Raw genomic sequence first — 25,552 nt, 5'->3', positions numbered from 1 at the left:
CATTCAATATGTAAATGTTTTACTGTCAGGATGAACTGTTGGGGAGGGGATGGTTCGCGGTAATGATGGTGAAGAACCGGACTTCCCCCGGAAGGCTCCGAAGGAAGCGGCGGCAACTTATGTGCTGTTGTGCAAGCACTATGGAACGAAGAGCCTTCAGGCGTTGAAAGAACCGGACAGCCTGCGGGCTTCCGTGAGAACCGGATGCATGGCCGGATGCGCTGCGGGCCTCGGGAGGCCCGGACAGGCTGGGACACGCCGCAGTGTGCGGGGGAAGCGGTCGCGCCACGGGCTTCGGGAGAGCCGGCTCGCTGCGAGCTTCGCCCGGCCGATTCCATCACCGGCGACATAACGGGAGCTATGCGCTGGCGCTTATAGCGGTAGTGAATATTTTCTCAAGAAGCTGCAATGCGCCTCTGTATCCGATATAGCTTTTGTTCAGAACGACTTCATAGGATGCCGGAAATCCGACCTCGACGATGTTGCCCTTCAGCGCTTTGGCCGTGTCTCTTTCCCATGTGGTCCCAAAAATAATCGGGGGCTTATGCCCGAAATCAGTCTCTCTCAATAGTTTGCCAACGATATAGCCGTCTTCCACAAAATCGACCGTGGTCGCGACATCATGAGCGAGCTGTTGATATTCCTGAGCGATAGCTTCCCGGTATTTCTCCGGCGCATTGTCAGTGATGATTTGTCTTTTGGGAATTAAGCCGAGCTGGTTCACGAGAAACTTGTTCAAGGCGAGATTGTACGTGCTATCCCCGACTACGGCATAGGTCGCCGGCAGCCCCCACCAATATTCCGCGTAGAAATCATTGAAATGCTCCAGATAATAATAGTACTCTTGTTCTTCCTGCTCGATAAAAGATTCGGCCGTTGCAGGATCAATGCCCGCGTATCCAACAACCTCTCTAATAAAGTCGGCAGTCTGCTGCGCACCGATCGGCAGCACCGGGATGTGCAAATACGGCTGATTGTACTTTTGCTCCAGATGCTTGGCCGTCTTCAGTCCGAGCCATGGCGAGACGACCAGATTGAACTGGGCATGGGGTATTGTCTTCCATTCCTCGACTCCGCCCGATTTGCCGCCGAATAAAATGTTGACCTTGAACCCGGCGCCCTCCAAAATCCGCTTCAGCTCGGTCAAGTCCCCGCGCCAGAATGTATTTTGGTACGGCAGCTCCGACCACACATTGATCAGCCCTTTTTCCTTATGATCCTTGTCAATCGCATATTTATCCACATATTGATCAATGATGGCTGACGCTATAATCTCATGGCCGACGAAGTTATTGCCCTTGAACCCGCCGGTTTCGGCATATACGATAGGGACACCCTGCTTCTGATATTTACTGACGACCGCGCCGACATCATCTCCGACCAATTCTCCGATGCAGCCGTTCAGCACAACAAACAGCTCGCCCTCGATGATCTTAAGCGTGGATTTGATTAATTCGTCCAGACGCTTCTCGCCGCCGAACACCACTTCACGCTCACCGGCATTGACGCTTGGCGAGACCGAGCCTCCCGAATACCCGCTGCCCTGGAAGCCGTTGTAAAAAGCCAGGCTCGTGTATTGCTTGTCCATGCAGCCCGGTCCGCAGTGGCCGATGGGAACAGCCCCCGGAATGGATACGACGCTGTACAGGGCTCCGACGGCACAGCCGTAACGCACCTGATTGATTGAATTGGTCTGCCCATGCTCATTTTTGGTAACAGCCATGGTAATCTCCTTTCGATGAGAGCTTATGCGCCATGAACTTATACGTCGATCAATTCCGGTTGTTTGGCGAGAATATAGGGGTCTTTTTGCTCAAGCCACCACTTCTTGTATGGGAGCTTGGCGTGCTTTTTCAGATCGTCATGAAACTTCTTGTGGGCAAGAATGTCCAGAATGGCTTCACCGAGATTAACGATGCCATCATAGCCGATCGCGATATGCTCATCGCCCAGCGGAGCCGCGGGAATGCCGAGCTTGGAAGCCAACGGCGCAAGGCCGTTATGCCGGATCAGGATGAAATCGGGCTTGACCTCCTGCAGCAGACCGTAGAATTGATACTGCTGCCTGTTGCTCACATTGAACGACGGAACCTCGCCGTAATGCTCAATCAGATGCCCCAATGAATCCTCCCGCGAATCGCCGCTGTCATAGACGGGATCATGGTGGAACACCAGCGAACCGTCAACCTGGATATCCAGCTCTCTCAGCACCTGGATCAGTCCGTGGGCGTAGGCGGAGCCTGTGGCGACGTATCCTTTTAAACCTTGCAGCTTCTTCTTGAGCTCGGCGATCTTCGGCTTCACTCTGGCGTGTTCCTTCGCAATGTACTGCTCGACAAGCTCTTCCCGATGGGTAACTCTGCCGAGCTCGCGCAGCCATTCATCGGTTCCGGCGAATCCGTAGGGCATCGGAGCTTTGACTTCGGGCACGCCAAATTCCTGCTCCAGCGCCGCCGCCATATACGAAGAGAGCGTATAGCAGAAGCCTACGGTTGCCGCCGCTTCGGACAATTGCTCCAGATCGGAGACGGAGGCCATATCCACCACATAATTGACTCTGAGATTCAGCTCTTTGAACATCGGGGTAAAAATATCCGAGCCCCAAAGGCTGATGACGTTGACGAGATCCTCCTGCTTTTTCGTGCTTTTTTTCACAATCTGCCGTAAAATGCCGTGCTGGGTCGCGTCAAAGCCCGTACTCCAATGCTTCGACCGGAATCCTTCACAGAACAGAGGAATGACGGGAATCCCCAGCTCCTCTTGTTTCTTCTTGGCAACACTCTCAATATCTTCGCCAATGATTCCGGTAGGGCAAGAGGTTCCTATGAAAATGGCTTTGGGCGAATATCTCTCCCAGGCATCGTCGATGGATTGCTTGAGCTTGCCGAGCGCGCCGAACACCATATCCGTCTCCTGCAGGTTCGTATTGATAATCCGGATATTCTCGACTTTATGGCCTCTCATGGCCAGTCCGTTGCGGTAGATCGAATTATAGGGAACTTGTCCCGCGCCGCAGCCGATCGGTGAATGCTGGATCAGCACCGCATCTCTGACATTGCCTGCCTGGCATTCAACCATCTGCTCGCTGCACACCGAGCCTTGTGTGAACGGCCCTTTGGCTTCGCACAGCCGGCATCCATCCTTATTGCGCTTGGTCTTACATCCGCTTCCTCTATGCTGATAGGCTGATTGTGTGTGCAGATCCGATGCTGTTCCGTTCCAGGCAATGATGGTGCCGAGCCGCCGCTCGCGATTCTGAACTTCAGTCATCTTCAAATTAATCTTGCCCATTCGCTATCCACCCTCTCTTATCCCTTGTAACGCCGGTGATCTGTAATGGCAGCATTGCAGCAAACGTAGTTAAATATCATACTAAATAGCTAGGAATTATATGCAATGACCAAAGTATATATTTGCGGTCATATTCTGTCAATATCTTCTATCTCAGCCGCGTCTCCCTGTACCTGCGAATACCAGAGTCCGCTTAAGAGCAGGGCTTATCCTGTGGTTGGATTCAGTCAAAATGCCAGGGTTGGACCGCCCGCCTCAGACCCGCGCAGAATCCGCTGCTGCTGTACATCGGCGGCACGTCAAATATACCGGCAGTGATCTGCCGGTTGTAAGACCTGCTGCAGACGGATGGACCAGAAGCCACGGGCTTCGGTCCTATCACGCCCAGCCGCTTCTGTTCGCGCCGCCCGCAGCATCATATTCGGCACAGCTCACGGATCAAGATCAAACCGGGATCGACTTGATGTCGATGTCCATCCCGCTTGTCGGTGTGTAATCGAACCAGCTGGCGATCAATGAGGCGCCGGCGCCGGCGGAAATATCGGCATCCAGTCCCTCCCCGCCCTCCTTGCCGTCGGCCCCATAGGAGATCAGATCATAGTCGTTGCCCGATCCCGGACATTTATAGATCAGCTCATTACCCCAGGCATCCTTGAACGGTGCGCCTGGAAGCGAGGACAAATCCGCCGGATAGCTTCCGGTGGCGTTCTTGACTTCCTCCAGCGCCTGGATCACCTTTTCCATAACCGCCCAGGTTGTTCGCTGCTCCGGATACAGCAAGGGCCGTGAATGCTTCTCGGGGTTGGCGGGAGGTATGCCGGAATAGTTCGTAAGCGCTTTGCTCTGGATCATGTCCGCGATTGAGACATAAGGGGATTTGTAGCTGCCTGATATTTTGCCGGTCTCCACCAGCTTCATGAAATCCTCTTCGAAGCCGGGCCGGATCGTCAGCACAACCCGCGCATAGCCCGCGCGAAGAAAGTTCTGGTGCTCCGGGTCCGGATGCTCGAAGAGCATTTTCTCTCTCCCGATTTTCTCGCTGCCCCAGAAATAGGGGAACAGGAAGTAGAGCAGATTCTCCCACTCGACGGCCTGGTGAATGAATTTGACAAACTCCCCGAACGCCAGAGCCTCCAGCGACGCAGCATCGCTGACCCCTTTCATGGTAGGCGACAGATCAGCGGAGCCCTCTCTCCAGAAGTGAAGCTCGTTATCGAAGATGGTATTCAGGCTATGATTGACCGCCGATGTGGAGAGGGGAAAGCCCGGACCCACAAGCCACAGCATGATGCACCGCACGAACTCCTCCCGTTCCAGACGGCGCAGAGACAGATTGTCTCTTCCGGATAGTTCGATCCACAGTCGGTCGCGCTCTGCTTGAATATACGCCTGTCTCTCCTGATAACGGGCTTCCGCCGCCGTACGAATGGCGTTCCATGAGGCCAGCTGCCAATTGGCGAAATGGGCGTCCGTTCTTTCAAACGTTACCGTCAGGATGATGGACGCAACGCTGATCCCGAGGTACATGTAGGAGACCGTCAGATGTCCCGACTGTCCGAGCAGTCTGGCAAGCGGGCTGGTGATGACGCTTTGTTTATTGCCGGGAAGATATTGAAAAGTGTTCTGTCCATTCAGGACGTGAAAGGCGACGCCGTTCTTGGCGCCTGGCCAGGGCGTTACCTGGGCCTCAAAGAAAGCCTGGTGCAGCTTATAGCCGGGAGGGACATCAAATTCCAGCTTTCCGTACAGCGTCTTCTCCGCTTCTCCTGAAGTGATATAAGGGATTTCCTGGGTTGGAAGCATGGCGGGGCCGATAAACTGATCCGGAGGAGGGGCGATGGCGGCGTTCACGCTTGTGGATTCGGACTGCCAATTTATAGCATTCAAATTCGCCGGCTGCAAATGAAACGCGAAGGGCTTGCGCAGCTCCGCATCCAGCTCGGCAATCTGCTTGTAGCGCGCGAATATTCTGGCGCCCGGAGTAGGAACGGTAATATCATAGGTCATTCGAACGCCGTAGCGGAACAAGTCGGTCCGCCATTTTCTCATTAGACGGAAATAGTCGATTCGCAGAGCTTTGTCCAAGTACGGGTTGGTGATGGTGCGAAAGGAGCTGTCTTCCACCCCTTGCTTGGTCTCCAGCTTGATAGATACTTTATGTTCCTTGCGGGATCTGGCGGATGCCTTCTCCGTAATTTCGCGGTTCCGGTTCATGGATTCCTTGACGGACTTCCGTTCTTCATCCGAGATTGCGAGACCGAGACTGGTCGTGATGCTGACCGTTCCGAACTGGCTGTAGGAGGCGGAAGCGCCGAAGTTCAGCGCATTCGTGTGGCGGGATTCATTTTCCGAGGACATGGAGAAATCCGTCTTCTCCGCCACTCCCCGCTCGCTGTAGCTCTCGAACGAGTCCTGAACGATTTCATCGAACTCCCGGGATGACGTAGACCATTCCTTGTGCGATATCGTAACCGACTCTGATGGCGCAAGCGGCACCGTGAAGATCATCTCGCCGCGTTCCTCTCCGGCCGGGTAGATTTCAAGCCGCTCCAGATGCAGCTCGCCGACCGGCGCGATGTCTCTCTGCCTCCGGAACGCATTGACAATGATGCGCATGGAGTCATCCCGTTCCAGGGGACGGGCAATTTCGGCGAACCTCATCAAGGCGCTGTACGGGATATCGGCCAGTTGGGAAGCCAGACGGATATTGGAGTACTTGTGGAGCTCAAAGGACAGACCCTTGACGATTCTCAGGCATTCTTCCAGCTCTTGCTGCAAATCCGGCTCTTCCTGCCGGATTTGCTCCGACACGCGGGCAGCATCCTCCCCGGTCAGCACCAGCGCCCGCAGCAGGTTCGCCTTCTGGACTCCCCCTCCGGGAGACCTGTCCGTCTTCTTCTTCTCCTCATCCGTCAGTCTCTTCTCTATATAATTTGCCGTGAGAAGATGCCTTTTGCTGTTGATCAGTTCCATCCGTTCCAAGCCTCCCATTCTTAGTCAAACGGCAGCCAAACGACTTTCATCTGCATGAATCGATCTGCAAGCATCTGGATGAATCTTCCTTATCCTCTCATTATAATTCAAATTTATACTAATTGAGTACAGGCTTTCGGGAGCATCTTTATATAAAAAAGCCGTTTCCCGGCAGGCAGGAAGAACGGCTTGAAGACTTGCACTCTGAAAATTTTCATTCTGATGAACTTTTATTCGGAGCTGGCGCCATTTATGCCATGCCTTCGCCAGCGGCCTTAGTCCACATCCAGACTCCCGCCTGTTGACCGGCAGGAATCTCGCAATCCTCACGTCAGGTAGGCCCGTTAATCTGCCGACAGCCCGCCGTACAGTGCTGGATTGGTCCGGACCTCGGCTGCGGCCGCCTCTCCTTCCAGCCATGCTTCATAGCGCCCTTCGTCCAGCAGCTTGCCGGAGGATTCCCCTTCCGCCCGGGCAAGCCGCTCACGCAGGGCAAGCTCCAGATTGGCGAGCATATACCGGTAATAGACCCGCTCGCTGTACTGCTGCGGGCCGTAAATCGGCTCGCCGCTGCGGAGCCGGCTGCTCCGCAATCTGTTCTCGGCGTCAAGGCGCAACAGGAACGCCTCGTAGCCGATGTCCTGCACAATGCCGGCCTTCCTGGCGGCAAGCTCCTGAACCTTGACCCGTATCAGAAGATGCAGCGTCTTCTCCTTCAGCAGATCAAGCGGCGTCCGGCCGCCGATATCGGCGGCCCAGAAATTCCGGGCGCCCGGGTTCGCCCCCTTCTCCGCCGCTTCGGCAACAGCCTCTCCCCGCAGCTCCAGCATGCGGGTCTTGAACTCCCCGGACGTCACCGGTTCTCCGTTCACCCAGGCGACGGGAGCGAACATCCCGGCCGCCCGCATAACGGCAGCGCCGCCGCCAAGGGCTGCCTGATCCGGGGCAGCGCGGCCCGGAACTGACCAATCCGCAGGAGGCCCGGACGCCGAGCAAGATGAGGCCAACATCATGAATAGTATAATAATCGTTGTTATCAGAACTTTTATATACTTATTCCGTTTCAGACGAAGAAGGCATTTGCGGCTTCTGCCAGAGCGGACCGGCTTGCTTCCGCCAGTCGTTGAAGCTTCCGCACACATGATTCATCCCTCCCTTTTGGGCCTGCTGCAGCCTTGTCGTGCAGTGCATAACGATGCTCCGGCAATCAGGCGTGGAACAGCCCCTCAGCATTAATTCGGGACTATTTGGGATCTTTTTGGGATCTATTTGGTGTCTATTCGGCATCCATACGGCATCAATAAGCCATCTGTCCGGCTGCTACTGCGTCACCCGCACATTATCGAACGACGCCATGCCCGAGTGAACACGCAGGCCGATCTTGCCGGATGCCAGCTCCGTCCCGCTTCCGGTCCAGGACAGCACCGCCGTGCCGTTCACCGATCCGGTGATGGACGCCCCTTGAACCTTGGCCTTCAATCTGTATACCTGATTGGGGTCAACTGTGACAGGCGTGCTGGCAAGCAGCTGGAGCTGGCCTCCCGTCTTCTTGTACAGATCGGCCGTGCTGCCCGTGTCGTTCAGCCGGAACATATAGAAATTGTTGGCATCCTGATAGCGGAACAAAATACCGCCGTTGCCGCCCAGCTTCTTGATCTTCACGTCCGCCTCAAGCGTGTAGTCGGTCCAGGTTGTGTTTCCGGCCGACGCGATGGATTCGCCATACAGGGCGTTCTGGGCGAAGACGAGCGAATCTTCGGATGCAACGGTCCAGGCTCCGCCAGTTACGGCCCAGTCATTCGCATTGCCGTCCTCGAAGTCGTCCTGGAACAGCGCCGCCGACCCGCTCGGGTTGCTTCCGGCCCCTCCCGGCGCTTCATATACGCCGATATCCGGCGAGCCGCTGTACAGCGGGTTGCCGAAGAAGTCGGCGCCGCCGTTCCCTTCAACTGCGGCGCCCGCGTTAATGGCCGGCGAGTTCTCGGCTACCTTGTAGGCCGAAGCGGATGCCAGGCCGGATGCGCCGCCGCCGTTCTCGAACAGCGGGTCGGCTACGACCTTGCCGGGATCATTCGGCACATTCGAATTGGCGCCGTAGAACAGATTGTTTCTGTACTTCATGAAGGAGCCGTTCGCATAGGTCCCGCCAGACGCATTGTAGAAAATATTGTTGCTGTAGGAGGCCATCCCGGACGTACTGGTTCCGGTAAGACTTGACGACACCCCGTTGTCGCGGTAGATGACATTGTTGTAAATATTCAGATTGCCTCCGCCCGGCCGCAAATGAAAGGTGCCGAAGGCGTCGTAATCGTTCTGGCTGATATTGTAGCGGAACGTATTATTATTCGTGCTGTCCATGACCAGCAGGGCTCCGCCTTCATTGTGATGGCTGAAGTTATATTGGTAGATGCTGTCCGTCACCCTGATGTCGAAGTCCCAGGCCTGGCCGTCGCCCTGAAGAACCTTGGTGTTGAACGCCTCGTTATGCTGGAAGACGGCTCCGCTCGTGTAATAGGCCCACTGCGCAGCGACATAGCCGATCGAATCCAGGTAATTCACCACGGAGGTGTTGATATCACAGCTCACGCCGATTTCGTTCGTCGTATTGTATTCGATAAGCGGCGAGACGCTGGCCCGGACGAGAATGCCGTCCCGGTGTATCTTCTCCACGTAGTTGCCGCGAATGACCAAGTTTGTGAAAGCATTGAATTTATGAGTCCAGGAGCTGTTCGCGAAGGCGTCCGTCATCACCTGGATGCCGGTATCCGCCACATTGATTACCGTGTTGTCTTCAATCAGCACATCGTCCCAGGTGCTCTCGGGATCGGTGTTTGCGCCGCGCGCATGAAAGTTGATGCCGCCGGTTCTCCGGTCCGTGCCGAATACGTCGTGAATGTCATTTCCTTTTATATAAATATGCTTGAAATCTCCCGCTCCCGTCCCTTCGCCGACGACCAGAATGCCGCTCCGGCGCATGTCGGTCGAGTACTGTCCGCTTGTAATTTCCAGGTTGTTGATTTCCCAGTACGACACGTTCTTCAGCCGAACGCCGAACCCCTCGCCGCCCACTGCTGTATTGCCGAAGTTGATTAGCGGTTTGGGCCCCGTTCCATATTGATCGACCACGATCGGATTCCCTGCCGTGCCCGAGCCTTTCAGATCCAGATAGGTGTTGTTCCAGACCCCTCCCGACTTAAGCAGAATGCGGTCGCCGGGCTGGAACAAGGTGGAGTTCACCTTGGACAGCGAATTCCAGGGACTGTCTGCGCCGGTGCCGGTGTTCGCATCGCTGCCCGAGGCGGAATCCACATAATAGGTTGTGCCAGCCGCCTCCGCCCGCCCTGCCGGTATTTGGCCGAATGGAGCGAGAATCAGCGCAAACATAAGCGGCAGCAGCATAAACCCCTTAATAGTAAACGCTTTCATTTTTATTCCTCCTGTTAGCCTCGCGCTTGAGGAACGGGCAGGCTGGTCCTGTGAGATGCCGGTACCCGCATAGCTTTCACGGAACTGCCCTTCGCAGCTCAAGCCCGGGCTTAATCTGTGGAGCCCCATCCTTACACATTCTTGAATTCGCTGGGGCTCTTGCCGCTGTATTTCTTGAAGACTTTGGAGAAATAGGCCCGATCCGAGAACCCGAGCGTATAGGCCACATTCTCGACGGTCTCGTTCTCCCGCCGCAGCATGGAGATGGCCATGTCGACTTTGATGCGGTTCACATAATCCGTAAATTTCATGCCGGACAGCCGTTTGAAATAGCGGGAGAAATAGCTGGGGTTCAAGTACAAATGCTCCGCCATATCCACCGAGGTGATCGTCCGGTCGGCATGCTGTCTCAGATAATCGTCGATCGCCTGCAGCCGCGCATCCTTCTCCCGTTCGCTGATCGGCGTCAGCGCCTGCCGCCGCCACAGCTTCAGAAGCTCCCGCTTCGTAAGCTGCGCCGCTTCCTCCGCATGGAGAGAGCGGCTTACATGATGGAAGAACGCTTCCTCCGCCGCGCCGTTCGTCTCTGAAGCCATCCTGCGGACGCAGTCGGCCCAGGCTTCCTTGAGCAGACGGGGCGACCATCTCTCGTCCTCCGCATGCTGCTGCAGCTTGCCGACGGCAAGATCGATCCAGGCCGCGTTCTCTTCCTCAAGAGCCAGCGCAAGCATGGACTTCTCCTTCTCGGGCTTCGATTCCGGAGTCATGCGGTAGGCCTCGGAGCGCTTCAGCATAACGGCCGGCCCGGGCGGGTCATAGAAGCTGCAGTCGCGCTGCTCCGCCAACTGCCTATAGGCGTGAGCGAACTCACTTACCGGGAATGCCTCTGCGGCATAGAAACCGCGCAGACTGACCTTCAGATACTGCTCCGCTTTCTCGCATACCGTCTCCATATAACGGATCAGCGTGTCTTTCGGCGCATCCGGATCATCGGTGTTCCACAGCAGATAGATACCTGTCTCTCTGTCCATCAGTGCAGTGATTGGCTCCCTGTCTGCGGACAGCTCGGCTGCGATGTTACCGACTGCGAAATGCAGAAGCGGAATATCCCCATACCGGTAGCGGGATAGCACAGATGCGGCATCAATATGCAGAAAACCGTGAACCAGAAAGGGCTTCTTCCAGGATATGCCGAGCCGTTCCCCGAGCAGCCGGATATGGTCCCATTCTCCGCTGCCCGAGAGCAATTGATTCAGAAAATTCTGCTTGAGCACCTCCCGGTTGCGCTCAATCGCCTGCCGGAACGAATAATGCTTCAGCAGCTCCCGGCGTTCACGGAACCGGTCCATCGCCTTATGGACGCTGATCTTCAGCTGCTCCGGGGTAAGCTCATCCTTGATGAGATAATCATCGGCTTCCAGTTGAATCGCCCGCTTCGAGTAATGAAAATCCTCATAGCAGGTCAGAAAAATCAACCGCACCTCCGGCTTCATCAGCCGGAACGCCTCCGCCAGCTCCAGGCCGTCCATACCGGGCAGTCCGATATCGACGATGGCCAGATCGGGCAGATGTTCATGAAACAGCTCCAGCGCCTGCCCGCTGCCGGAGGCTGGGGTGGCAAGCTTAAGTTCCAGGCCCGACTGTTCCAGCAGAAACCTCACATAGTCAAGCATCGGCACGTCGTCATCAATCAGCATGACCGTCATCATGCGAAGAACCCTCCTTGCTGTTGGTCACCGGAATGCAGAAGGTAAAAATCATCCCGCCGCCCGGATTTCCGTCCGCCGTCAGGCGCGACCGATAGCCGTACAGCACCTGAAGCCGCCGCGCGGTGTTCACCAGCCCCACGCCTTTCTCGGGCTGCGGCGCTTCCGGCTCAGCGCCCAGAAGGCGGCGGTTCAGCCGCTTGATCGCCCCGGCTTCCATTCCCCGGCCGTTATCGAATATCCTGATTTCGAGCATACCGCCGCTTACAGAAGAGGTAAGCCCGATCCAGGGCTGCTCGGGCCTTTCCGAGAAGCCATGGGATATCGCATTCTCGACCACAGGCTGCAGCAAGAGCCTTGGCAGCTCAAGCTCTTCCGTCCCCGGCTCAAGCCGGTACTCAAAAGCGATGTCCAGCCGGTTGCGAATCTGCATGACCTGCACGTAGCTGCCGAGAAGGGCGCATTCCTCGGACAGCTTCAGCGGCTTGTCGGCATGCACATACGCCCGCTGCAGCTTCATCAGCGCGTCGAGCATGGCGCTATGGACCGTATCGCCGGACATCAGCAGATTAACCTTGATCGAATTCAGCGTGTTGAGCAGAAAATGCGGGCGGATCTGCGCCGACAACGCCCGAAGCTCAAGCCTCCGCCGCTCTTCCTGCTCGCCCTCCACCCGGTGGAGCAGCTCGTTGATATCCTCCAGCATCTGGTTGAAGACAAGCGAGAGAACGGCCACCTCATCCTTGCCCTTCACCGGAATCCGCACGTCCCGGTTGCCGCCGACATACTGCTTGACGCTGGCGCGCAGCAGGCGAATCGGCTCGTTCATATATCTCGCCCAGAACATGGACAGCACCAGAAACGCCAGGAAGAAGATAATAACGACCGAGAGCGAGACAAGGAACTCCCGGTTGATCTGACCGTCGATCGAGCTTCGCGGAAGCTCGCTGGACAGCAGCCAGCCGGTTCTTGATATCCGCACCTCGCTGCGGAGCGGCTTGCCAGACATGGCCGCCTCGCTTCCCCGGCTTACGGCGATCATGTCCCCGGAGGAATTCTCCAGGGACAGAGCAATGGAGGCATTGCCCGTATCCAGCAACTGCTCGAAATAATGCCGGGGGATGCCGATGAACAGCGTACCCAGCTTCTCGTGATTTCGCGGATCGATGATGAAGCGTGCGGCATAGCAGTACTCCGGAACGGGACCGCTCTCCCGGTACAGAAACCACTGAAGCACAGTCTCTTCGCCGGGGTCCAGCTTGCCGGTTTCCTGAAGGAAACGGTCCGAGACCCTGGAGAAGACCGGACGGTTCAGGCTGCTCATAATAATCCGGTCTTTCCGGTTGACGATCATAATCTCAAGGTCTGCGTCGAGCGCCTGAACGGTGAGTATGCCGCTGATTGATTTCAATTTGGCTTGGTGGATGTAGGACCCGTAATCTCCGAAGCTTTCGGCGGTCGTCAGGTAGCGCAGGCTGTTCAGAACTTCGGGATCATAGGTTTCGGAGAGATAGAGGGATGCGAAGGAGATGGTGTCGATCGTTTTTTCAATCTGATTGGCGATGACGGTGATCGTCTCTTCATTGGTGCGAAGAATCTTGTCGCTTACGTTCTGCCTGACGGATTGATAAGACCACAGGGTAACGGCGGTGAAGGGCAGCAGAATCAAGGCCAGGAACGAGAACTGCAGCCTTCGGTAGTAGGAGAAGCGGCTAAGCCATTGCATAAGATTCATCCTTATCCCGGTAATCGTTCAAGTGTAATAATTGTTAGGATATGAAGGAGTTCAGCTTATATATACTCCTTTATAAACAGTTATGGTCATGATGATTGATGATCCGGTCAAAATGTTTGGCAAAAAGCCGGCACAGCCGTCCTCCTCCGGAGAATCCGCCACTCTACTTGTTGTTGGCCGCAACCACTTTCTCGGTTTCCGCCGTCATTTCCGCCTTGACCTGATCGAAGTCCCGATTGTCCAGCATATAGCTCGCGAAGCCATTCTCGACGATCGTCTTCAACTGGCTGCCGTACGGAACGGTGAAGCTGCCCTCCGGCATTTTGTTGCGGCTGTCAAAGAGAGTGTTCGCAAGCGAATCGATGTCGATCAGATTCTGGTTCTCGCTGAAGAACTCCTGCAGGAGCGCTTTGCCGTCGACCTTCTTCAGGGACGGAATTTCCTTCGTGTATTTATAGGCTTCCTTCGTCATCCAGCGGATGAAATCGTAGGCCGCCTGCTTGTGCTGCGATTTGGCGCCAACCGCCAGGCCGCCGCCGGAAATATTCGTCATCCCGACATCCTTGGCATCCACGGAGCGGGGAAGCGGTGCATACACCATCTGGAAGTCATGCGGGAACTTCTCGAGATTGAGGCCTGCCCGGACTGCATAGCTCGGAACGGCCAGCATGCTGGCTTTGCCGGCAAAAAACTGCTGAAGCACATGATAGTTCGAGGCCAGCACATCGGCGTAGGGCTCTACGCTCTTGTCTTCTTTTTCCATTACGCGGCGGAGATTGAAGAAGTAACGGAAGGACGGATCGTCATAGATCGGCTTGAGGCTTGCGTCCAGCTGCGGGTTCGGATGCTCGGAGTAGGCGATAATATTCGCGTATTCGCCCCAGGTGTGGAAATAGGTGCCGTAATGGTCCTTGGTCGTCAGCTTCTTGGCATATTCGCGGAAGTCATCCCAGGTCCAGCCCATCTCCGGCAGCTTCAGTCCAGCCTCGTCGAGCTGCTGCTTGTTGAAGACCGTGAACCACAGCGTGGAGGAGTTCATCAGTCCGTACACTTTGTCACCCAGCTTGAGAACCTTGAAATATTCGTCCTCCGGTTTGACGCCCTCCGCTTCAAAGTACGGATTCAGCGGCTCCACAACGCCCCGCGAAGCCCGTTCCAGCAATTCCTCCTCATTCCCCGTCATGAAAGCGTCTACAACTTCACCCCCGGCAACGAGCACATCGAGCTTCTTCAGGAACTCCGTACTGTCGCTGTTCTGCACAAGCGAGACATATTCCACTTCCACTTTGTCCTGGGACTTGTTGTACGCCTCAACGGCCTGGAATGTCGGTTCCTCGGGCTTATTTGACTTGAAGGTGTAAAATTTGATCTTCTCTTTCTCCGCGGGCGCCTTGGTCTGACTGGCTGCAGACGGCTTGGTATCTGTGCCGCCATTCGCGGCAGGCGTGCTCCCGTTATTGCCACATGCGCTGACCGTGAACGTCAGCAGCAGACCGGCCATCCATAATGCAGGCTTCTTCATGCGACTTCCCCCTCCCAATTGGTGGATACGCTTTCATTATATAGCCAGAGTACCCTCCGCACCGTGTACAGTCTTGACAATGCGGGCGTAGATATTTTTGACTTTGCCGTAGAGCGGCAGCGGTTCATGGTGTACTTTTTCCACATGGCTGTCTCATCCCTTGACCCCTCCGATGGAGATGCCCTTGATAACCTGCTTCTGAAGCACCAGGAACAGCACAAGCATCGGGATAATCGCCGCGAGTGAAGCCATCATCATCACCGAAATTGTAGTCCCGAACTCCTCCTTGAAGAACTGCATGCCGAGCGGAATCGTATACAGGTTGGTGGAATTCAGCATGATCAGCGGTCCCTGGTAATCATTCCAGGTCCAGATGAATTTGATGATCCCGACGGTAGCCAGGATGGGACGGCTAAGCGGCAGCATGACGCTCCAGAAAATCCGGAAGAATCCGGCGCCATCCAGTTCGGCCGCTTCCAGCAGGTCGTTATGCACCCCGAGCATGAACTGCCGCAGCAGGAAGGTGAAGTAGCTGGAGAACATGCCCATCAGAATGAGCGCTGCATGCGTGTCGTACAGGCCGAACTCCTTGATCATGATATAGCGGGGAACGAGCGTCGCCTGCTCCGGGATCATCATGAAGGCCATCATCGCGCCGAAGACGAGCCCTTTGCCCTTGAACTCCAGCTTGGACAGCGCATAGCCCGCCATGGCGGAAATGAGCAGCGTTGCCAGCGTGGAGATCAGGGCGATTTTGATCGAATTCCAGTAAAAGAGGCCAAAAGAGACATCCCCCATCCAGATCGTCTTGAAATTTTGCACAAAATGCCATTCTTTCGGAATCCATTGGATCGGGAACGTCCAGACCTCCTTCTCCGTCTTCGACGCCGCAGAGATCATCCAGACGAGCGGCAGCAGGAAGAAGATCGAGATGATGCCAAACAGTGCGGTCAGCACCGCATTGCCCAGCTTGAATGTTCGTGTCGTCATGGGCGCCAAGTCCTTTCTTGTGCTGTATTCGGCTTTAATAGTGGACCTTCCGGCTCTGCGTTATCCAGGTCACGGAGGTCACGAGCATGATAAGCAGGAACAGAATCCAGCTCATGGCGGAAGCATAGCCCATCCTGAAGTTCTGAAATCCCTCCTCGTAAATCTGGTAGACGATAACCGTGCTGGAGTAATTGGGCCCGCCATCCGTCAGAAACTTGATCATATCGAACACCTTGAAGGATGAAATCGTGCTTGTTATCGCCAGAAAAAAAGTCGTCGGTCCCAGCAGCGGCAGCGTAATCCGCCGGAACTGCTGAATGCCGCTCGCTCCATCGATTCTCGCAGCCTCGTATAGCTCATCCGGAATATTGGACATTCCCGCCAGAAAGATGATGATCTGATAGCCGAGCAGCTGCCAAATATAGATGATCATGATGGCAACCAGCGACCAGCTCGTATCCACGAGCCAGCGCGGCGGCTCTGAAATGCCCAGATGGATCAGCATCTGGTTGAGCGGACCCTTCGAGGGATGATAGAGCGCCGACCATACCGCCGCGACCGCGACCGTCGAGCAAATGTACGGAACGAAGAAGGCTGCCTTAAAATAATCCTTAAAATAGAGCTTCTTGTGAATGACCGCCGCCAGGACGACGCCGATCAGCATCGTCGCCGGCACGGTCACGGCTGTGAAGCCGATGTTGTTCTTCAGCGCATGTAGGAACCGGTTATCCTGAAACAGCTCCGTGAAGTTATCCAGTCCGACGAAATGGATGGCGGACAATCCGCCGACCAGATTCCATTCCGTCAGGCTGAGCCCCAGGCTGAAGAGAAGCGGGAACACGGCAAGGACGAGCATGCCGAGCACCTCGGGCGCGATGAACAGCCAGCCGGCCAGCTGTTCGCGCCGCCGGCGCGTCCAGTACGTCCGCTTCTCCTTTCGTGACGCAAGCCGCTTCTGAACCGTTGCATGCTGGCTCATCGTCCTCCCCCCTGTTCGTTCACGGCTTCAGGCAGCTCCGGCAGGTAGGCGCCTTCCTCACGCAGGCGCCGCCGCAGCCGGGCGACGTCGACCCTATGCACGTCGCCGCCCCCAGAGGCGCTATGCGACGCGGCCATGCCGGCGGCTTCGCCCATGGCGAGGCAGACCGGCATCACGCGGACGCTGCCGAGCACCTGGCGCTCGCAGGAGATGGAGCGGCCAGCCACGAGCACGTTGCGAAGGCCCCGGGGCGTCAGGCAGCGGTACGGGATGCCATGCGATTCGCCCGGGCCGTACAGCGTGACCGTCTGCGAGGAACCCGCCTCGCTCTTCTCCTCCTTCTCGGTGCCGTGCACATCGATGAAGTAGCTGTTGCGGCAGATTTCATCCTCGAAGCTGCGCCGGGAGACATAGTCGTCCACCGTCAGCACATAGTCGCCGATAATCCGCCGGGACTCGCGGGTGCCCATCAAGGTCCCGGTGCTGGCGACATAGGCGCCCGCGAAGGCTGCCGGGTGAATGTCGGCCAGCATGTCCAGATAGGCGGAGGCCATCTTCCGGCCCCGGATCAGCGCCGCAGAGACAGAATGGGCGTCGGTGTTGTCCACGCCCCATAGATGACCGGCATTGAAGCCGACGGCGCGCGGCGCAATCTGGTTGTTGCACAGATGCGTGTCCGGCACTCCCGGATAACGGCCCGACGCTACCGCTTCATGGATCGGGCTGCTCGGGTTCTCTTTATGGAGAAGCGGCCCGTTCAAATACGCATAATCATCGACATTGCCGAGGACGAAGCAGTGGGTCGCCGGCTGAAGATCGCCGCTAGCGCCATCTCCCTTCCGGACTTCGGCCCCCGCCCAGGCGGCCAGGTCGCCGTCGCCCGTGCAGTCCACATAAACTCGCGCCCGGTACGCCTGCATTCCACCTTTGTTCAGAACGACTATGCCCGTTATATTCCCCTGTTCATCGGTCTCCACATCGGCCAGCGAAGTCAGAAACAACACATCCGCTCCGGCCTCTGTTACAAGCTCGTCGTAGACCACCTTCAGCTTCTCCGGCTCGATCGGCACCCAATCCATCGCCTCCGGCTTCACATGGGGCATCCGCGACTTCAGCGTCTCGAACACCTTCTGCGCCAATCCGCGGTAGACCAGCTTCTCCTTGTCCGAGAAGGGGCACCAGGCAGGAACAAGCGCCGATGTCCCCATTCCGCCGAGGCCGGAGGTTCCTTCGATCAGCAGCGTCTTCGCCCCTTCCCGCGCGGCCGAGGCCGCTGCGGTGCAGCCCGCCGGTCCGCCTCCGACGACAATCACATCATAGGAAGCGTTCAGCGGGATATCCCTGCTCTTCAATCTGTAGCTCTCCATGTCAGCCCTCGCTTTCCCGGCGGGTCCGCCGTGCCCTGACGCAGTCCGCCGCTCGATTTCGACCTCATTATAGCAAGTGGAGGCGCGAAATACGGTATAGGTCTCATACCGGTTGGCGTGCATTATTTTGACATTATGGGTTCGGACGGCCGCATCTCACGATATCCATTTGCTCAAATATGCTTGCCCCATAGGCAACAATGCCCTTTGAGCATAATTGCACAATGGGCAATTATATGTTATTTTTTATTTGACCAAGGGATTACTTAATATGCGGGCGGAGGTGAAAGTGAACAATGAAGAATAAACAAAGCTTGCGCGAGCTCAAAAAAGAAGCGACTGGGCATGCCTTGGCCGAGGCGGCGTTCCAACTGGCTATGGAGCAAGGACTGGACGGATTTGTAGTTGAGGAGGTGGTGCAGCGGGCGGGCTATTCCCGAAGAACGTTTGCCAACCATTACTCCTGCAAGGAGGAAGCGGTGGCGATGGCGGTAATGCCGTACCATGAAGTTGATGAGTTCATCGAGCTGGTCAACAAGCTGCCCGATGAGACCTCGCCGCTGGACGTGATGTACCATTTTGCCAAGATGCAGCTTACGGAAGAAGTGATCCGGAAGATGCACCAGCTTGTGCGGATGTCCAATATGTATCCGACACTTCGGCCATACACCGTGAATATGATTTTCGGGATGCAGACAAGCGCCCGGAAAGTTTTGGATGATCTGTTTCATGACCGTTACTCCCCTGTATACATCCATTTACTCGCAGGAGCGGTATGTGCCGCCATTTTCCCTTTGATTGACGGGGATCTCAATGTGCTGCTGCCGGGGCAATCGCCCGATGAGGCTTCGGACATTCTTTCGTTTAACCAGTTCCTGGAAGATGTCTTCGTATACTTACGCAAGGGATTTTAGCGGATATATCCATTCAGAGATAGAAGGAGTGACCTTGCTGCAATGTCCAAATTTTTGTATAAAATCGGGAAGTCGGCTTATAACAAGCCCTGGGCTTTCATATTGAGCTGGATTCTGGTTCTCGGGGTCGTCATCGCCTTGCTGGGTGTCAACGGGATCAGCGTTAGCTCCGACATGAAGATCGAGGGCACGGAAGCTCAACAAGTGCTCGACAAACTGGAGAAAGAACTGCCGGAAGCCTCCGGTGGTCAAGGAAGCATTGTCTTTACTGTCCCGAAGGGCGAGCGTTTGGACACGCCTGAACGGCTTGATGCGATTGTAAAGGCTGTCAACAAGGTCTACGATATTGATTATGTCATCAATCCGGCCGAGCTAGCCGCCGCTGCTGCCAGCGGTCAGACTCAGCAAGCCGCGGGCGAAGAGGGTTCGGGCGCCCAGTCGCAGCAAGCTTCGGGCGGAGCGGCTGCGAATGCTCAGACCCAGCAATCTGCGAGTAATCAGCAACAGGGGGCAGATGCATCCGGCTCCGGTTCGGGAAGCACTTCCGGCGCGGCAGGCGCTGAAGCAGCCCAGTCGGCCCAAGCTGCGCCATATGGCCCGCTCATGGTGAACGGAACCCCCGTGACCGGCGTATTGATATCGTCAGGCGGCAGTGTGGCATTGTTCCAGTTCCAGTTCACCCTGCAGACGAATTCATTGCCGGGCGGAGTTACGGATTCGGTTATCGATGCGGTGAACGAAGCGGCCAACGGCACGGGCATTACGGTATTGCCGAGCGATACGCTCAAAACGGTGGACATTCCGGTCGGCGCCCATGAGGTGTACGGACTGATCATCGCCGCAATCGTGCTGGTCGTGTCGTTGGGATCGCTGATTGCGGCCGGTCTGCCGATCGTAACCGCGCTCTTCGGCGTCGCAATTGGCGTCGGCGGCGCTTTTGCCATCTCCAGCTTCGTCACGATGACTTCCATCACGCCTGTGCTGGCCCTCATGGTCGGACTCGCGGTAGGGATCGATTACGCGCTCTTTATCGTGAACCGCCAGCGCCGTCTTATTCTCGATCAAGGACTTAGCGCGCGCGAAGCCGCAAGCCGAGCGATTGGCACGGCAGGAAGCGCCGTGTTCTTTGCCGGTCTGACCGTTATCATCGCCCTGTGCGGCCTGCTGATTATCGGCATCACCTTCCTAAGCACCATGGCGCTTGTTGCCGCAGCAACCGTGTTCCTCAATGTGCTTATTGCCCTTACGCTGCTTCCGGCGCTGCTTGGACTGGTGGGCGAACGCATCTGCACCCGCAACGCGCGTGAGAAGAGTCAGGCAACAGCTGCTTCCGGCAAGAAACCGGGCAAGGAGAACGGCTGGATACAGGGAGTTATCAAATTCCGCTGGCCTGTGATTCTTGTTGTAATCGTCCTCCTTGGCGCAGCGGCGATTCCGGCAACCAAGATGGACCTGGGCATTCCAATCGGCGCTACCGCCAATCTCGATACGACTGCACGCCAGAGCTACGACGCAGTCTCCGCCGGCTTCGGCGAAGGCTTCAATGGACCGCTGGTCGTCGTTGCCGAACCGAAAGATCCTGCCGGCACCTTTACACTTCAGACGCTGGGCGGACTTGCGCAGGATCTCCAGAAGCTTGAGGATGTATCGGTTGTATCGGTCGCCGGTATGAATCAGAAGGGGAATTTGGCCATCCTGAGCATTATTCCGGGTTCGGGACCAACAGATACCGCCACCAAGCAGCTCGTCGAGAATCTACGGGCTTCGGATTCGGAAATCGCCAAGACGCATGACGTCACGCTCGGGGTCACCGGTATTACGGCCATCAACATTGATATGTCGAGCAAGCTGGCAGAAGTCTTCCCGATCTATATCGTCATCATCGGCGTGCTGTCGCTGATTATTCTGCTGCTGGTCTTCCGCTCTATTCTTATTCCAATCAAGGCGACCGTAGGGTTCCTGCTCAGTATTCTTGCAACCTTCGGCATTACTACGGCTGTCTTCCAGTGGGGCTGGCTCAAAGGCCTGCTTGGATTTGACACGGGCGGTCCCCTGCTAAGCTTCCTGCCTATTATGGTTACCGGTATCCTGTACGGTCTGGCTATGGACTATCAGGTCTTCCTGGTCTCCTCCATGCGGGAATCATATGTACACGGACATCGGGGCAAGGACAGCGTCACCCAAGGCTTCAACCAAGCCAAGCGCGTTGTTGTCGCTGCCGCGATCATCATGGTATCGGTATTCGCAGGGTTCATGTTCGCGGATGATATTATGATCAAACAGATCGGATTTGCTCTGGCATTCGGCATTCTGATCGACGCATTCCTGATTCGCATGACGCTGGTCCCGGCCATAATGGCCCTCTTCGGTGATAAAGCCTGGTGGCTTCCGGGCTGGCTGGACCGCATCCTGCCGAACCTTGACGTCGAGGGTGATAAACTTATCGCCGAGCTTCGGGCCAAGGAAGCGGCCGGCGAAGCTTCCGACAAGCACTAAGCGAATCGGATTTACTGTAAAAGAGCGCAGAGAAAGTACCCGGAATGGTCTTTCCCCCTCAAGCATACAGCTTAAAATGAGCCATATGGCGGCCGCTATTCGGAACTCAACCGGAGAGCGGCCGCCAGCTTTTTTCTGGAACCATTCTTGAGATAAAGCTGCTCCGCTTCCTTCTTGCTCCAGCATCCCGGTAAATATTCAAAGATTGCGCCACTCCGGGGTTTGCATGCAAAAATCCCCTCCAGATCTACAGTGTTTGGTTCATGAAACCATGAACGCTTTTTCACTGTCTGCCTGAAGGGGTAATATCACTGCCTATTCGGTCAGAATCCGATCATCCAGCGCTGACGCTGCTCACCGTCCTGCTCGGCCTCAAGCACAAGCCTGGACCCATCTTCGGACACCGCCAGAGCCAGGCGGTTGTAGACCGAGAGGATGGAAGCCGTGCCGTCTTCATATCGCTGAATGATCCAGCGCTGATTGTCGTAGCCCAGGTAGTCATACAGCTGGATTTTACTCTGGCCGGTATCGAGATCGAGCGCCTGGCCGGAGACCGTGCGGATCGAGCAAGACCCGGCATCGTCACCGGTCGGCACGAACACCCACTTCTGATTAGAGGCTTCTATGGAATCCAGAAGCGTGACAGCTTCGCCGTTCGTCAGATTGGCCGTGTACAGAGACTTCGGAAAGACGGTGTTCACGATGCTTGCGGCAGGCAGGTTCGCTGGCGCCTCCCCGCTCAGCCTGACGTTCTGGAAGGAAGCGGAGCCTCCGAATACATGAAGCCCGAACTGTCCTTCCGCAAAAGTACCGTCTTTGAGATCGATCACTTTCCGCCCATCGACATTTACAGTGATGTGTGGGCCGTCCGCCTCAATGTGGATGGAATAGGTCTGACCGGGGCGGATGAAATCCGGAACCTTGGCGAGCACCTGTCTCTCCTCAAACCGCCCAGCAATCTTGTAGAACAGGCGGATCGCTTTCATGTTGGGGTCAAGGTTCAGGTAATAGCCGCTGCGCCCGTCTTCACTTGCCCGGAACAGCAGCGATCCCGCTCCTCCCGATTCGCTCAGGGTCAGGTCGGCGGTATATACAAAGTTCCCCGCCTTCTCCTGAGCCATGTAGGCCGCATCGCTGAAATAGCTGCCGCGCATGCCGTCCGGGCTTACCATCCACGAGGCTCCGGCCGGAGTACTTGACCAGCCGCCGAGATTGGTCTGGAATGTCCCGGCGAAGACGCTCACCCGAACGCTGGCCTTCGCTTTGCCATTCGGAGTCGATGCCGTTATGACGGCCTCGCCTTCCCCTGTCGCATTCAGCACCGCTTCCGACCCCTTCGCTGTCCGGAGGCTTACCACCGCTTCGTTGCTGGAGCTCCACTTCAGCGGCTGAGCCCCCTTGCCGGGTCCGTTCTCTACGGCTGCCCGCAGCGTGGCAGTCTGCCCGATTCCCAGCTCACGGTCGCTCGTATCCATGACAATCCGTTCCGCCGATCCGGCATCCGGATTATATACCGGCTGCAGCCGGTTGACCGCAAGCGACACGATCCGGACGCTTCCGTCCTTCGTATAGAAGCTCATGTCACGGCTGGAGGGATCAGGGAAGATCACGTCGGAGAATACGGCACGCCCGTCTCCGGCGAATACCTCAACTGAGGATTCGTCGACCAGAATCGTCAGCTTGACCCTGCGGTTCTTCGCCGCAAGCGAAGCCTCCTGTCTCGTGCTGAACAAGCTGGAGAAGTCTCTCTCCCCCGATGCGGAGCGGTCCACGAACAACCGGCTTTCACCGGGCCTGTAGCCGATAACCGTCTTCTGCCCGGCTCCCTCCCGCACGTTGAAGCCGAATTCCGAGACACTGGAGCCTGCCGGGATCTCCACCTCGGCCTTGATTTCATAGGTCCCGGAGACGATGCCCTTCAGGAGATTGGACGACGACGGGTTCACCGTCTTGCTCGCCGTGCTGTACAGCTTGCTCTTCAGGTCATCCAGCTCCCTGACCGGCTGCTGAGTAAGGCGCGGGCCATCCTCCGTCATGACAAGCGACAATTCCCGGGGAACGGTCAGCTCGCCCTTCCAGCCCGAAGTCGGGAAGGCGAACGGGTAATCCCAGTTGGACATCCAGGCCATCACAATCCGGCGGCCGTCCGGCACATCCGAGAACGACATGGAAGCGTAAAATTCCTTGCCGAAATCAGTACGCAGCACAGTTCCCGCCGGGTTATCGTTTACGAATTTGCCTTCCGCCGTCAAATTCCCTACAAAATACTCCGCATCCGAGCCGCCCGTGTTCGCATTCGCGCCCGTGCTGATCATGAGCACCCATTTCTTCTCCCCGGTTCCCTGGACGGTCATCGGGAACAGGTCGGGGCATTCCCAGACACCGCCCCGGATATAGCTGCCATAGCCCCAATTGTCGGTCAACGTCCAGTCCAGCAGATTGGACGAGGTGAAGAAGCGGATATGGTCTCCGCCGGACACGACCATGACCCAGCGGTTATGAGCCTCATCGCGAACCACCTTGGGATCGCGGAAATCCCAGCCGCCCGGGTCTTCTCCGTTCTTCCCGGGATTCTCGATGACGATGCCCCGGTCATCCGGATACACCCAGGTCCGGCCCCGGTCCTTGCTGTAGGCAATGCCGATGCGCTGGTTGCCGTTCGGTCCGTCCGGATTGAAGGACGTGTAATAGGCGATCAGCCCCTTGCCCACGGAATCGGCGAACAACCCTGATGTGTTGTCTGAGTCGACGACCGCCGAGCCTGACCACACATGCCCGAGGTCGTTCCAGGGCAGGGCGATCGGCAGCCGCTTCCAGTGCAGCAGGTCGGTGCTGACGGCATGCGCCCAGGTGCCGCCGTCCTGGTGAAAGAGATGATACTCCCCATCGAAGTAGACCAGTCCGTTCGGATCGCTGGCGGAACCCCGGATCGGCGAATAATGATAAGCGGGACGGTAGGTCTCCGTGTAATAGTCCTCTGCATCCGTCACATAAGCATCCTGGAAATACGCCGTTCCCTTGCTCACGGCAAAGCCCGCATACCCGCCGGAATAAGAGCGGTCGGTCACATCAACAGCCGCAGATTCATAGCCGTCCACGAAGACTTGAATCCGGCTGCCTTCCGCCTTGATTTCAACGAAATGCCGGGAGCCGTCCACGCTCGGATACGTCCGGCCGGAGGAAGCCAGTACCGTGCCGTCCACCTTCGTCAGCTCCACGCGGAGCCGGTCGCCCACCTTCTTCAGAAGGGCTTCATAACCCCTCGTTCCATCCGAAGAGGCACGGAAGACCAGGGACGCAGCAGAACCGGAAGACAGCGAGACGGTTCCCTCATAGACGAAATCGGCACTCTGGCGGTCATAGAGCCTGAGCGCCCGGCTCTCCCCGGCGGCGCTGCCCTTCCTGCCCCGGAGATCGGGCTGCCACTCTCCGCTGCTCAGCAGAACCGTTCCCAGATTCCCGTTCAAATCGCTGACGATGATATTCTGAAATAGAGCGGAGCCGTCAAAGACATGAAGTCCGAGCCGTCCCGAGCGGTGGGCGCCGTCTTTTACCTCAATTACAGGCTTATAGGCATTGCCCCAATAGACTTTAAGTGATTTGCCTTCCGCCCGGACCTTCAGGTGATAGATCTCACCGGCTCTAAGAGTAACGGGGCGTTCTTCATAGAGCTTATCCCCACCTCCGGCGGCGTCCTTGAGGCGAAGAAGTCCGGCACCCGGCGCAATCTGCAGCATATAGGAGCTCCAGCCGTCATCGCCTGAACGGAAAATCAACGAGCTGTCCGCCTTGTCATCCTGGATCATCACATCAGCTTCATAAATGAAATCCTCAGCAGCCGTTTCCGACAAGGCGATCACATTTTCCCGGGAATCCGAGGCCAGCAGCAGCCCTTCTGTCGATTCTTCTATCCGCCCCTTGCCGAGAATCTGCCAGCCGCTCAAATTCGTATTAATACTGTTAGCGTTTTCAAAAATCGGAATACCCTCCTTGTTACCTCCGGCCGGCTCTGCACTCTGCGGTGCTGCCCATCCTGTATCCGGCTTGAGACCGGAATTTCCGGTAGACGTTGAAGCTATCAGAATTGCGGCAGACAGCAGAACAATGCGAACAGCTTTCAGCTTATTTATCATTCGTTCCCCTCTTTCCTCTT

The 25,552-nt window shown here is 56.6% G+C and carries 16 protein-coding genes; 4 read left to right on the top strand and 12 right to left on the bottom strand.

The features are described 5' to 3' along the window. Positions 1 to 49 precede the first annotated feature (49 nt). The gene (locus tag KIH86_RS13555) at positions 50 to 352 is read left to right on the top strand and encodes a hypothetical protein (protein ID WP_223085525.1); all 303 of its coding nucleotides are present in this window, start codon (positions 50 to 52) and stop codon (positions 350 to 352) included. 6 nt (positions 353 to 358) lie between these two features. Here the strand turns inward: KIH86_RS13555 and KIH86_RS13550 are convergent, their stop codons facing one another. Further along, positions 359 to 1,723, bottom strand: a complete 1,365-nt coding sequence (locus KIH86_RS13550) for a nitrogenase component 1 (protein ID WP_223085526.1) — start codon at positions 1,721 to 1,723, stop codon at positions 359 to 361. 38 nt (positions 1,724 to 1,761) lie between these two features. Next, positions 1,762 to 3,291, bottom strand: a complete 1,530-nt coding sequence (locus KIH86_RS13545) for a nitrogenase component 1 (RefSeq protein ID WP_223085527.1) — start codon at positions 3,289 to 3,291, stop codon at positions 1,762 to 1,764. A 232-nt stretch (positions 3,292 to 3,523) separates the two neighbouring features. Between KIH86_RS13545 and KIH86_RS13540 the strand changes: the two genes are divergently transcribed. Further along, entirely contained in the window at positions 3,524 to 3,787 is a 264-nt protein-coding gene (locus tag KIH86_RS13540) for a hypothetical protein (RefSeq protein ID WP_223085528.1), read from the top strand. Here the strand turns inward: KIH86_RS13540 and KIH86_RS13535 are convergent. The 9 genes from KIH86_RS13535 to KIH86_RS13495 form a co-directional block, all read right to left on the bottom strand. Then, positions 3,736 to 6,264: a type II secretion system protein GspG gene (locus KIH86_RS13535; protein ID WP_223085529.1), complete on the bottom strand. Its 2,529-nt coding sequence runs from the start codon at positions 6,262 to 6,264 to the stop codon at positions 3,736 to 3,738. The two genes, KIH86_RS13540 and KIH86_RS13535, sit on opposite strands and share 52 nt — an antisense overlap. Before the next feature lie 344 nt (positions 6,265 to 6,608). Further along, on the bottom strand, positions 6,609 to 7,406 hold the full coding sequence (locus KIH86_RS13530; RefSeq protein ID WP_223085530.1) for a hypothetical protein: 798 nt from the start codon (positions 7,404 to 7,406) through the stop codon (positions 6,609 to 6,611). A 178-nt stretch (positions 7,407 to 7,584) separates the two neighbouring features. Then, positions 7,585 to 9,690 carry a family 16 glycoside hydrolase gene (locus KIH86_RS13525; RefSeq protein ID WP_223085531.1) on the bottom strand — a complete coding sequence of 702 codons (2,106 nt, stop codon included), beginning with the start codon at positions 9,688 to 9,690 and terminating at the stop codon, positions 7,585 to 7,587. Positions 9,691 to 9,821: 131 nt separating this feature from the next. After that, positions 9,822 to 11,399, bottom strand: a complete 1,578-nt coding sequence (locus KIH86_RS13520) for a response regulator (protein ID WP_223085532.1) — start codon at positions 11,397 to 11,399, stop codon at positions 9,822 to 9,824. Then, positions 11,377 to 13,122, bottom strand: coding sequence for a sensor histidine kinase (locus KIH86_RS13515; protein WP_223085533.1), 1,746 nt, complete (start codon positions 13,120 to 13,122; stop codon positions 11,377 to 11,379). The genes KIH86_RS13520 and KIH86_RS13515 overlap by 23 nt, the downstream gene beginning before the upstream one ends. A gap of 172 nt (positions 13,123 to 13,294) precedes the next feature. Beyond that, a complete protein-coding gene (locus tag KIH86_RS13510) occupies positions 13,295 to 14,653 on the bottom strand; it encodes an ABC transporter substrate-binding protein (RefSeq protein WP_223085534.1) in 1,359 nt (452 codons plus the stop codon). Between the two features lie 153 nt (positions 14,654 to 14,806). Further along, entirely contained in the window at positions 14,807 to 15,643 is an 837-nt protein-coding gene (locus KIH86_RS13505; RefSeq protein WP_223085535.1) for a carbohydrate ABC transporter permease, read from the bottom strand. Positions 15,644 to 15,677: 34 nt separating this feature from the next. Beyond that, positions 15,678 to 16,622: a carbohydrate ABC transporter permease gene (locus KIH86_RS13500; protein WP_223085536.1), complete on the bottom strand. Its 945-nt coding sequence runs from the start codon at positions 16,620 to 16,622 to the stop codon at positions 15,678 to 15,680. After that, positions 16,619 to 18,112 carry an FAD-dependent oxidoreductase gene (locus KIH86_RS13495; protein ID WP_235775404.1) on the bottom strand — a complete coding sequence of 498 codons (1,494 nt, stop codon included), beginning with the start codon at positions 18,110 to 18,112 and terminating at the stop codon, positions 16,619 to 16,621. The genes KIH86_RS13500 and KIH86_RS13495 overlap by 4 nt, the downstream gene beginning before the upstream one ends. Positions 18,113 to 18,285: 173 nt before the next feature. On the opposite strand from KIH86_RS13495, the gene KIH86_RS13490 reads away from it, so the two are divergent. Together KIH86_RS13490 and KIH86_RS13485 are read left to right on the top strand one after the other, a co-directional pair. Further along, positions 18,286 to 18,903, top strand: coding sequence for a TetR/AcrR family transcriptional regulator (locus tag KIH86_RS13490; RefSeq protein WP_223085538.1), 618 nt, complete (start codon positions 18,286 to 18,288; stop codon positions 18,901 to 18,903). A 42-nt stretch (positions 18,904 to 18,945) separates the two neighbouring features. Further along, on the top strand, positions 18,946 to 21,399 hold the full coding sequence (locus KIH86_RS13485; protein WP_223085539.1) for an MMPL family transporter: 2,454 nt from the start codon (positions 18,946 to 18,948) through the stop codon (positions 21,397 to 21,399). A 323-nt stretch (positions 21,400 to 21,722) separates the two neighbouring features. Here KIH86_RS13485 and KIH86_RS13480 read toward each other — a convergent pair whose 3' ends face one another. Beyond that, entirely contained in the window at positions 21,723 to 25,532 is a 3,810-nt protein-coding gene (locus KIH86_RS13480) for a GH32 C-terminal domain-containing protein (RefSeq protein ID WP_223085540.1), read from the bottom strand. Between the last annotated feature and the right edge of the window lie 20 nt (positions 25,533 to 25,552).

Origin of the sequence: Paenibacillus sinensis, from assembly GCF_019904155.1 — a bacterium.
GTDB classification, from domain to species: Bacteria; Bacillota; Bacilli; order Paenibacillales; family Paenibacillaceae; genus Paenibacillus_AQ; species Paenibacillus_AQ sinensis.
This window is presented reverse-complemented; position numbering and strand designations above follow the sequence as displayed.